12 protein-coding genes, 1 tRNA gene and 1 pseudogene are annotated in these 10,411 nt (G+C 56.9%); 7 read left to right on the forward strand and 7 right to left on the reverse strand.

What is annotated here, in order from left to right; all coding sequences use genetic code 11:
- Positions 1-3,773: hypothetical protein (locus WKI84_RS12165; protein ID WP_337863831.1), on the forward strand; the 3,773-nt coding region annotated here is incomplete at its 5' end.
- A 12-nt stretch (positions 3,774-3,785) separates the two neighbouring features.
- On the opposite strand, the gene WKI84_RS12170 is transcribed toward WKI84_RS12165, so the two are convergent.
- The 4 genes from WKI84_RS12170 to WKI84_RS12185 all read right to left on the reverse strand — a co-directional run bounded on the left by WKI84_RS12170 (position 3,786) and on the right by WKI84_RS12185 (position 5,782).
- Positions 3,786-4,517, reverse strand: a complete 732-nt coding sequence (locus WKI84_RS12170; RefSeq protein ID WP_337863832.1) for an adenylate/guanylate cyclase domain-containing protein — start codon at positions 4,515-4,517, stop codon at positions 3,786-3,788.
- Between the two features lie 92 nt (positions 4,518-4,609).
- Positions 4,610-5,035, reverse strand: coding sequence for a hypothetical protein (locus WKI84_RS12175; protein ID WP_337863833.1), 426 nt, complete (start codon positions 5,033-5,035; stop codon positions 4,610-4,612).
- Between the two features lie 140 nt (positions 5,036-5,175).
- The gene (locus WKI84_RS12180) at positions 5,176-5,496 is read right to left on the reverse strand and encodes a transcription factor S (RefSeq protein WP_337863834.1); all 321 of its coding nucleotides are present in this window, start codon (positions 5,494-5,496) and stop codon (positions 5,176-5,178) included.
- 10 nt (positions 5,497-5,506) lie between these two features.
- The gene (locus WKI84_RS12185) at positions 5,507-5,782 is read right to left on the reverse strand and encodes an RpoL/Rpb11 RNA polymerase subunit family protein (RefSeq protein WP_337863835.1); all 276 of its coding nucleotides are present in this window, start codon (positions 5,780-5,782) and stop codon (positions 5,507-5,509) included.
- A 60-nt stretch (positions 5,783-5,842) separates the two neighbouring features.
- Here WKI84_RS12185 and WKI84_RS12190 point away from each other — a divergent pair, with 60 nt between their 5' ends.
- Entirely contained in the window at positions 5,843-6,376 is a 534-nt protein-coding gene (locus WKI84_RS12190) for a hypothetical protein (protein WP_337863836.1), read from the forward strand.
- A 37-nt stretch (positions 6,377-6,413) separates the two neighbouring features.
- On the opposite strand, the gene WKI84_RS12195 is transcribed toward WKI84_RS12190, so the two are convergent.
- Positions 6,414-6,632: a hypothetical protein gene (locus WKI84_RS12195; RefSeq protein ID WP_337863837.1), complete on the reverse strand. Its 219-nt coding sequence runs from the start codon at positions 6,630-6,632 to the stop codon at positions 6,414-6,416.
- A 136-nt stretch (positions 6,633-6,768) separates the two neighbouring features.
- Here WKI84_RS12195 and WKI84_RS12200 point away from each other — a divergent pair, with 136 nt between their 5' ends.
- The 5 genes from WKI84_RS12200 to WKI84_RS12220 all read left to right on the forward strand — a co-directional run bounded on the left by WKI84_RS12200 (position 6,769) and on the right by WKI84_RS12220 (position 9,777).
- Positions 6,769-6,987: a hypothetical protein gene (locus WKI84_RS12200; protein WP_337863838.1), complete on the forward strand. Its 219-nt coding sequence runs from the start codon at positions 6,769-6,771 to the stop codon at positions 6,985-6,987.
- 99 nt (positions 6,988-7,086) lie between these two features.
- On the forward strand, positions 7,087-7,629 hold the full coding sequence (locus WKI84_RS12205) for a hypothetical protein (RefSeq protein WP_337863839.1): 543 nt from the start codon (positions 7,087-7,089) through the stop codon (positions 7,627-7,629).
- Between the two features lie 30 nt (positions 7,630-7,659).
- Positions 7,660-8,748 (forward strand): AmmeMemoRadiSam system radical SAM enzyme, encoded by a 1,089-nt coding sequence (gene amrS / locus WKI84_RS12210; RefSeq protein WP_337863840.1) that lies wholly within the window; start codon positions 7,660-7,662, stop codon positions 8,746-8,748.
- 31 nt (positions 8,749-8,779) lie between these two features.
- Positions 8,780-8,857 (forward strand) — tRNA-Pro (locus WKI84_RS12215).
- A 185-nt stretch (positions 8,858-9,042) separates the two neighbouring features.
- Positions 9,043-9,777 carry a hypothetical protein gene (locus WKI84_RS12220; RefSeq protein ID WP_337863841.1) on the forward strand — a complete coding sequence of 245 codons (735 nt, stop codon included), beginning with the start codon at positions 9,043-9,045 and terminating at the stop codon, positions 9,775-9,777.
- A 149-nt stretch (positions 9,778-9,926) separates the two neighbouring features.
- Here WKI84_RS12220 and WKI84_RS12225 read toward each other — a convergent pair whose 3' ends face one another.
- The gene (locus WKI84_RS12225; RefSeq protein ID WP_337863842.1) at positions 9,927-10,136 is read right to left on the reverse strand and encodes a hypothetical protein; all 210 of its coding nucleotides are present in this window, start codon (positions 10,134-10,136) and stop codon (positions 9,927-9,929) included.
- A 138-nt stretch (positions 10,137-10,274) separates the two neighbouring features.
- Positions 10,275-10,411 (reverse strand): annotated as a pseudogene (locus WKI84_RS12230) (ammonia monooxygenase); the annotation flags it as partial.

Here is a 10,411-nt window from a genome sequence, read left to right on the forward strand (position 1 = left end):
GGGCGATATTTGAGATAGTCAAGAACAGGCTGCACGACTTTGAGCGCATCTACCTGATAAACAAGTCTTACGAGGGGGCGCAGCCGCCAAAGCGCTCCAGCCTGTCGGAGATAGTGTCGTCGCTTTCAAGAAAGGACGCGCTCCTGTGGGACAACTTTCCGGAGGGCCTGATAAGGAAGGACTATTCCGACGTGAGGAGGGCGCTGGAGATAATCAGCTCAAGCGACATTGGCGGCATCTTCATCGAGCTGGAGCCGCGCTACCTGGAGCTGTACAGGAACATCTCTGCCAAGATCCCCCGGATCTACTCGCAAGAGATAGTGTACGACAGGGAAAAGATAAGGGTCATCCTCCAGGAATACGGCTGCAAGATAGACACGTTTTCCGGCGTGTTTGGCAAGTACGTGGAGAACAACCTGGGCAAGATATCCTCGATCCTCTGGAGCAAGGATCCTATACCGATGTCAATACTGGAATTCTACCGCGTGCTGAAGGAAAAAGAGGCCGCGGCTGCCGCCGGCGACGAGGTCGACGCAGTCTCTGTCGCCGAGTCGTGGCTCCCCCGGACGGACTATTACAAGAGCCAGTTCAAGATACTGTCAGGGCTTGAAGAGAGGGAGGCTGACACCGAGTTCCTGTACGTGCTAAAGCTGTGCTACGAGCTTGCACTGCCCAGGACGATAAACGCGATAGAGGAGCTCCAGAACCTGATATTTGACAGCAGCCCGCCAAAAGAGCCGGCAAAAAAGCTGAGCTCGTGGGTGTACGTGTCAGGGCCGTACTACTCGATGAACGACGTCGTGCGCGAGTCAATAGAGTTCACGGACGACATCAAGCTCAAGATAATGAACCGCCTCACCGAGAACTTTGCCAAGGTGATCCCAAAGGAGAACGCGTCCACCGACCACGCGTTTGGGCTGTTCTTTGGCCGCAACATCAAGGCCGTGTCAGAAGACATGTACCGCATAGCCCTGCCGCAGGAGCTGGACCACTGCATGAAGACGAGGATGCATTTTGAAGTGGGCATGGGCGAGGGCATCGGCGAAAGCTTCCACGAGCTGGAAGAGGAGCTCCAGCAGGACGTGCTTGGCAGGATCGGCGAGAGGGAGGAGTTTGACAAGGGGCTTGGAGAGGGCATAGCTCGCAACTTTGTCCTGCTTGAAAAGGGCGTGGCCGACGCCATCCTGAAAAAGATCAAGACGAGCATCTATTTTGCCCGGGGCCTTGGAAACGGCCTGTCGTCGGTCTTTGGCTCGTTCCACGCCGACCTGCAAAAGCAGGTCATATCGAGCATAAAAGAGAACATCCAGTTTGCGGAGGGCCTCGGCGTCGGCCTCGGCAAGAATTTCAGGCACCTGAGCAGGTCGCTCCGGACAGAGCTTGGCCGGCGCATCAGGCAGGACTCGGAATTTGCCCGGGGCCTCGGCGAGGGCCTTGGGAGCATCTACCACCACCTGGACCCGGACCTGCAGCATGAAGTTTACCTGCTGTCCCGGGGGTCGAACCAGTTTGCCCGGGGCCTGGGCATAGGGATCGGCAGGATAATCAAGCAGATGGACAGCGTGAACCGCAAGAGGATGTACGAGCTTGCCGAGACGGACGGCGAGTTTGCCCGGGGCCTCGGATACGGGTTTGGCAACAACTATATCGCGCTCTCTGCCGCAGAGCAGGACGAGCTGTTCAGGCTCGCCGAAAAGAACCCCGGCCTGTCGCTTGGCCTTGGGATGGGCGTCGCTTTCTGCTACAGGTACCTGGACGAGCGCGCCAGGGACGACCTGCGCCGCCGGTGCGAGAGGCTTGGCGAGCTTGCGCACGGCTTTGGCAAGGGGATGGGGTGGCACTACTCGTACCTCGAGCGGCAGCAGAAGGCGCACGTCCTTGCCCTGATGCAAAAGAGCCCGGCGTTTGCGCACGGCCTTGGGACCGGCATGGGGTACGTGTTCCGCTACCTTGACGACGGCATACGCAAGGACGCGTTCAGGCTCGCCGAGTCCAACCCGATGTTCATGGCCGGCCTTGGGTGGGGCATAGGCTACAACCTCCAGCACTACGAGGACGAGGTAAGGGAAGACATGTTCAGGCGGGCAGAAAACAGCGGCCCGCTCGCCCACGGCCTCGGCGAAGGCATGGGCTACATACTGGCCCACATCGACTCCGAGTCGGCCAAGAGGGTCTGGGACTATGCGGGCAGGAACTACGAGTTTGCAGTCGGCCTCGGGTTCACGCTCGGCTGGACGTTTGAGCACCTCGACGACGGCTTCAAGTACAGCATGTTTGCCCGCTCGCAAAAGAACCCCGGCTTTTCAAGGGGCCTGGGCAGGGGCCTTGGCTACAACTACAGGTACCTGGGCAAGAACGTGCAGCTAGAGGTATCCTTGAGGGCCGAGACCAACCCCGACTTTGCCCGGGGCCTCGGCGAGGGCTTGGCGTGGGTGATCCAGTACGCCGAGCCGGAGCTAAAGCAGGAGGCGGCTTCAAGGTGCGAAAGGAACCCGCACTTTGCCCGGGGCTATGGCTTTGGCCACTGCTTTTCCTACGCCTACCTGTCCGGTGAGGAAAGGCTCAGGGTGCTCGACATGGCAAGGCGCGACATCGAGTTCGCACGCGGCCTCGGCGAGGGCTTTGGCTTTTGCAACCTCTTTTACGAAAAGGAGGTGATGATAACAACGACGGCGACAGCGACGGCGACGGCGGCAGCAGCAGGGGCGCAGGCCGGCGGCAGCAACACGGCAACGGCGATGCTTGGCATAGAAAACGACAGCGCATTTGCCCGGGGCTATGGCGAGGGCTTTGGCTGCGCGTACGAGTTTGTGGCGCCGGAAAAGAGCGAGTCGCTGTTTATCTTGGCCGAGAGCAACCCCGGACTCTCGATAGGGCTTGGCATCGGGCTTGGGTCCACCTTTTCCTACCTTGACATCGACTACAAGGAGGAGATGCTTGCAAGGGCGCAGACAAGCCCGACGTTTGCGTACGGCCTTGGCCTCGGCCTGGGCCAGCGGGCAGACTTTGCCCTCCCCGGTCTGGGCCTGATAAGAAAGGTCGAGTCCATCCCCGCAATGTGCAGGGGATACCTTGAGGGCCTCGGCCGCAGGTACGAAAGCCTCGACGCGTCGACAAAAGAGTGGGCCTTTAACAGGGCTCTGGGCGGCAGCAACAACTCTGACTTTGCAAAGTCGTTTGGGATGGGGCTTGGCAGGGCGCTCCGGTTTGCCGACCCTGCGGCAGCAAAAGAGATCTTTGCAAGGGCGCAGGGCGCGGCCGACCTGTTGTGGGGGATGGGCGTGGCGGTGGGGCACTCGTTCCCACACATGCGCCACGACGCACGCAGCGCGATGGTGTCAGAGGGCGAATCCAATCCGGACTTTGCCCGGGGCCTCGGCACCGGCCTTGGCACGAGCTTTCAGTACCTCAACGATGCAGGCATGTCGGACGCCTTTGTGTGGGCTGACAAGAGCCCCGACTTTGCCCGGGGTCTTGGCACCGGCCTCGGAGCCAGCTTTGGCTACCTTGATGAAATCGTGCAGGAAAGCGTGATGAGGGTGATGGGACAGGGCAGGCCGCAGCTCTCTTTCAGCCTCGGCAGGAGCATCGGCGAAAACTCGCACAGGCTTGCGCCAGACGCCCTGGAAAAGGTGCTCAGGGCCGCAGGCACAAACCCCGACTTTGCCCGGGGCCTTGGCACCGGCCTTGCAGCCAGCTTTCAGTACCTGGACGGGGAAAGCCAGAAGCGGTTTGAAAAGTTCCTCCCACAGCAGCAACAACAGCAGCAATAGCAAAGGGACTAACTAGGCGGCCGACATCCTGCCGAGCCTGCCCGTCCTCCTGAACGGGTTTATCGCCTTTGTATCGCTCTTGCCCTGCAGCTCGTAAAACCTGTACGCCTGGCCGCTTGCGTCGAGCGCGTACTCGCCGGCCTCGACAAAAGAGTAGCCCTCAAAGCCCGAGACAATATCATACAGGCACTTGCCTATCACGATGCCGTTTGGCCGGGCCCTGGAGTTGAGCTTGGCGCACAGGTTCATGGTCGAGCCGAACAGGTCCTCGATGTTTGAAGTGAACGACTTGGCCACGTATACGGATCCATAGTCGCTGCTGATCCTGTAGCTGACCGGAGGCAGTCCCTCTTTTGCCATCCTTGCGTTTATCGCCGCCCTTGCGTCTGCCATGACGACTGACGACTGGAGCGCGTCGTCAAGGGCCACCCTCTTGTCCACGTGCGGGTCGGAGACCCTCGGGAAATAGTACAGCAGGCTGTCGCCCACGTTCTTGATTATTATCGCGCCGAAATTGCTTGCTATGGTGGCAACCGAGTTGAGGAATATCTCGTAGTACCGGCCGGCGTTCTTGTCTCCAAGCCCGGCCGCGACCTTGGTCGAGCCCACGATGTCTATGCAGCAGACGCAGCATTCCTGCTGCTTGCCTGAAAACGAGACGACGCAGCTGGGGTAGCTGGACTCGGCCCTTTCGTCCTGAAAGGAGACCATGGGCAGGTCGCTCAGCGCATCGTACTGCGTCATGTTATATGTACATGTGTTCTATAACAATGATGCTAATAAATAATCTGCTTGCTCTTTCACTTTTCCCTAAAGCCTGGGGCCTGCCGCTGCCATCAAGGATGCAGACGGAGCGGCTTGAGAAGCAGATCGGCAACGTCGCGCCAGATGGCGTCAAGCTCGTACTTGGACGCGTGCAGGGTCACAACGACCACGTGGAGCCTGCTTGAAAGCGGCGCGACCATCACTGCAAAGCGCGAATCAAAGGAGGCGCTGACATAGTCGAGCGCGCCAAACAATTCTGCCGATATGCCGCTCAGCCTGACCAGGAGCGCCGCCTGCACGTGGAATTTCTGGAGGTTGGTGGGGTGCAGGCTGACAGACCCCTTCTGGGCGAGCCTGGCGACGTTGTCGTCCACTACCGCAATGTACGAAACGCTCTGGTGGGCCTTGAATACGCCTTCTGCCGCCTGCTCAAAGGCTTCGATGCTGGCATACCTGCTGCTGTTGCCGCTGTTGCTGTTGCTGCCGCCACTTACCACCCCGGTATCAGGACATGCTGCGCACAATACGTTTTGTATGTAGATCGATGCACAGACACACATACATACACGTACACTCTCTGCGTGCGAGAGTGGGTGAGTGAGAGTATGCAAAGAATGGGGGGACTTTTTTTCCTTTGTCAGGAATAATTGCGCCAGGTGTGGTTGCACTTGGTGCACCTGAAAAACTGCGTCGTGGCCTCGTCGGCGGACCTGGTCTGCAGCATCCACCACACGGCCGTGTCGTTGCCGCATTGCGGGCATGGTATGTTTATAGTCGGCAGCGCAGGCTTTTCGTCGTCCATCACCTTCAAAGAGGCGTTGCTGCCAGAAACCTGTTTCACTTCGGTGACGCTCTTGCCCTCGGACGCCTCCTTTCTGGACTTGTACCCGCACTTGGGGCAGACGACGCTTTCGCCGGACGGCTTGAGCCGGGCCTGGCACTGGGGACAGAAACGCAATGTGATCAGCCTACTTTAGGGCGGCCTTGACCAGGCCTGCAAGCTCTTTTGCATAGTCGGCTGCAGAGGCCGACGCGTCCTGGATTACCTCGGACGGGTCCTTCCTCTTGGTCACCACTCTCATCTTGTAGTCCTTGGTGAGGGGGTGCTGCAGCATCACGCCTGCAAAATCGACGCTCTTTTCCTTCAAGAGCTCGTGCTGGACTATGTAGAGTATCGAGATGTCTTCTTCGCGGACCTTGATCTCGAGCTCGTTGTCCTTAAAATCGGTGATCTCTGCAATCATGACGCGAAAGAGACAACTACTTATTGAGGATATAAATGATACCATCCGAGAAAATAGCAGTTGTCCTCCTCTTCCCCACCCTCCTCTTCCTTCATCACGGGCGCGACGCTCGAAAAATCCCATGACAGCGTCAGCGCCGACAGGCCGCTTACCCTCAACCTCAGCTTCAAGATAGAGGGCGCGATAAGGGAAGCATTTGTGCAAAAGAACTGGGAAAAAGCCTACAACAAGCACGACAACGGCTTCCGCATGACCATCGAGGCAGAGGTGAAATCCGGGCGCAGGACTGTGGCAGGACCGCTAAAATTCGTGAGAAAGGCCGCTCTCTTTTGGACCCGCAACCCCAAGATACCGTACAGGATATGGGTGTCGATAGTCAAGGACGACACGCCGTACTACCCGCTCACGGTGGAAGAGGCCCAGTCGCTCCTGTTTGACGTGAACAAGGTCATAGAGCTGCCCGGGGCAGACCTTGCGTCAGGCTCCCACAAGCTGTCGTGCGAGATCCGCGTCAGGTGGGGCAAGCACGAATATGCCGAGCCTGAAGAGATAAGGGCGAAAACAAACGTGGTGGAGCTGCGGGCAGTAGCCTGACCGGCCAGTAGTAGCAGTAGCAGCAGTAGCTGTTTTTTCAGTACCCTGCAGAATAGGAAGAAGAAGATGGTGATGACGAGACATCGTACCTGCCGCCGCTCCCTCCACAGTCTGTGCATATCGTGCTCCCAAACCCGTTGCAGTTTGAGCAGGTCTGCCAGCCCGGCGCAACCTTGCCCGAGCCTCCGCACGTAAAACACCGCTTCCTGCCGCTGCTACAGAACGCGCACTTTTTCCATACTCTTGCCGCTGACAATGTTGTTGTATCTTGTTTTCGCTGGAGCGGGGGGCTAATTCAACCTAGCTGCCTTGCGCGCGCGTATGCATGTGCGCATGTGGTCGTTGTTCGCTAGGTTGATTAGTCGAGCGCGCCAAGCCACACTTGCGCATATATGAAGATGCGGGTCTCGTCAAACGTCCGGCGCGTCATCATGGTCGTCGCCGGCCTGGTCCTGCTGGTCTTTGCATTCAGCTACTACATCTTTCCAGACGTGATATGCCGGTCTGCTATTGAAAACGCCCGGCACGCCGAAAAATCGCCTGACCGGACAAACGTCGACCCGATTGTCGAGACGTGCAAGGGCGCGGCCACAATAGTGCCGACGCGCTAGCCAGCCAGTCAGTCAGCCAGTGGCAGAAAGAAAGAGGGGGTCGACAAGTACGAGATTCGGTAAAGGATATTTTGCAGTCATGCAAAAATATCTCTACGTTTGGACTATCAGACACGCGGGACGGAGCGGCCGCCACTCTTCTTCAAGGTGCTGTTTGCCGCGTCGACTGCCCTTGCGTTTGGGGTGCTTGCATATTCGCTTGCCTATTCGTACACCACGGGCAACGATGTCATAGGCGAGTCGCTGGTAGACAGTGAATTCCCGCCACCGAACGTCTCGCCCCTCTTTTTAAAGCCGGTGACCTGGCTCATGGTGCTTGCAGTCATATCGTGGTACTCGTTTGTCGAGCTTGTCAAGGAGCGGGTGCAGGCCCTTGGCAGGACGCAGCGGTCAGTCGTCCTGCTGCTTTTGCTTCTGGCCGCAGTCATCAGCCTGTACGAAGTGCTCTTTAACTTTATGCTCTGGGGAGTCATCCTGGTAAAGCAGGGCGCCTCTTCTTCTTCCTTCAACCCTGACAGCGTGGTCAACACCTTCCCAACCGACGCGTACAAGATCAACCTGGTGGCTGCGACCAAGTTCTACCTGACCGTCCTTGCCTGCAGCGTGTACGGCCTTGCCGTCCTGCACAAGAAAAAGGCTTGATTTATAAGATTATGATGCGACTACATTTCAGTGCAGGACGAAGACTATGGATTGCCCGGCAAGGTGGCAGACCTTGCAGTCCCGTTGCCAAACGGGCGCGTAAGGTGCACCGCGTGCGCGCGGTACTGCGAGATACCCGAAGGCAAGGCCGGCCTCTGCGGCGTGCGGGGAGTGATGGGGGGCAAGCTGCGCCTGTTTGTGTATGGCAGGGTGATAACGGGCAACGTCGACCCCATAGAGAAAAAGCCTGTCACCCACTACGAGCCCGGCTCTGACATTTTCTCGATTGCTACGACAGGCTGCAACTGGCTTTGCAAATACTGCCAGAACTATGACATTTCCCAGCGGCGCAAGGTCGAGGGGGTAGAGGTGACGCCGGAGCAGATCGCCGAAATGGCGGCAGGCCGGGGCGCGCAAGGCATCGCCTACACGTACAACGAGCCTTCCATATTCATGGAGTTTGCGCGGGACTGCGGCATCGAGGCGCACAAAAAGGGCATGTTCAACATCTTTGTGTCAAACGGCTACGATACGCCCGAATCTGTCGGCGAGATGAGCAAGTTCCTGGACTGCATCACAGTCGATTTCAAGGGCTCGGGCAAGCAGGATTTCGTGCGCAGGTACATCGGCATACCAAGCGCCGACCCGGTCTTTGCCACGCTCAAAGAGATCAAGGGCAAGACCAAGATCCACGTCGAAGTCACAGACCTGGTAGTGCCGCAGGTGGGCGACGACCTGGAGGCCGCAAAAAAGCTGTGCCGGTTCGTCCATGACGAGCTGGGCCCCAACACCCCGATCCACTTTTTGCGCTTCCACCCCGACTACAAGATGATGGAGTTTGGGCCAACGCCTGTCGAGACGCTTGTAAAGCACCACGAAATAGCCAAGAAGGAGGGGCTCAACTATGCCTACCTTGGAAACGTGCCGGGCCACCCGCTTGAAGACACGTACTGCCCAGGCTGCAACGCAGTCGCAATAGGCAGGTACGGCTTTGGCATCGACGAGTGGAACCTCGACGCGCACAACCACTGCAAGAACTGCGGCTACCCTCTGCCGATCGTGGGCAAACTGCACAGCAGCCTGCAAAGGAAAAAGAGGCAGTTCCAGTTCATTCACTAGGTTAAAATTGCGCCCAGCATCGGCATTTTACGGGGTCGTTGTCTAGCTTGGTCAGGATGCCAGCCTTGGGCGCTGGAGGTCGCTGGTTCGAATCCGGCCGACCCCACCATTTCTTGCACTAGCAGCTCTCTGTTCTTGACAGAGTTTTGCTCCCAGCAAACACCGAGCGAGCTTGGCTATAACGGTGTCTGGACGGTGGAGACGTTTCCGGCATGTATATACGCGTCTTGCAATGCAATCTCGCATAACCCTCCATGCCCTTGAACAGAGTATACTTATATAAATCGCTGTTTGTTGGTATTTGTGCCTCGTATTGCGACTGTCCACTCGCTCAAGGATGCATCAGATTATCCAGAATTAGCCGCCAGCGCTGCAATGCAAATCTCTGGCGCAAGAATCGCAAAACAGGTTCCAGCCGTCGATAAGGAAGTCAACCATGAAGACAGCATCATGATACTGATTCGAGAATGCTATATTCGAGATAACCTCAAGGACAGTTTCTTTGGGGGAGACAAAGATGCCAAGATCGTCATTTCATGTGAGGTAAAGACAGATGGCAAAACAATTTCGACCGCCCTTGGAACCTTTGACAAGGTACTGGATGACAGCAAGCTAGAGATTGCAGATTATGTGATATTCCCACTAAGCCCTGTAAAGGGTTACCTGACCTTGACTGTAAACATGTTCCAAGAAAGTGAATTAAAGGCGGCTAAAGATACCGTATCGCAAACAGTCACTTTTGCCGGTCATGTGGCAGAGGCCATGCCAGTCGTCGGCAAGACAGGCTCTACGTTGATTGGGCTGACAGGCGAACTGATCAATCTTGTCGCTACGCTTGCACCAGACAGGCCCATCATTAGAGAAACATCCACGTACATAATAGACAGAAAGAAATTCCCAAACCTAAAAGGTGTGCAGTATCTGGAGACGGGCATACTTGAGATAACCGAAGCTGAATTCAATGCAAAGAAAAGGCCAAATGAGAAGCCATCAAGAATTCTGCTCCAAATAATAAAACCCGCCGGCTGAATTTCGTATATGATCCAAAAAAGCCGGGCCTGTCTTGGTCTGCCGCCAGCGCGACCTGCATTGCTGTATGTGCGCATTGAGCCACTGCTCGTAACGGCCGTTACGCCCCGCCCTGCTCTGTTGCTGTCCGTGTAAGAGAAGCAGCAGTACTAGTCGTAGACGGGTGTGCCGTCGGACTTGAACCTCTTGACCCTTCTCTCTTCTCCTCCTCCGCCACCGCCGCCAGAGTGTGTAGTCTCTGCCTCTGCTGCAACTTCATTGCCGCGCCTGCTCCTTGCTCCCCTTGTGGCAAACAGCAGGCCAACCAGGAAGGCAAAGACTCCTGCAACCACCCCGTACATAAAGGTCGATTCGGCCATGCCGGGGCTAGTTGATCGTCGAAGATAAAGTTGTCTCTCATAAAAATTGCGAATAAAGATACTTGCATAATTGGCTGCAGCGTGCGCTAAAAGGCGTCAAACAGATGAAAAAAGGAAAAGAAAGGAGAGAGGGGGTTTTTAATCCCACTTGCTCCACGCGGCCATCCATCTGTATGTCCACGTGTTGAGCTTTGCACCCAACGCAGCGATGGGCACCGTTAGCACTGCACCGGCACCTGAACCCAGGGCGACAGGCGAGTTGTAGAACTTGCCCA

The organism is Nitrososphaera sp., assembly GCF_037447015.1.
Lineage (GTDB): Archaea > Thermoproteota > Nitrososphaeria > Nitrososphaerales > Nitrososphaeraceae > Nitrososphaera.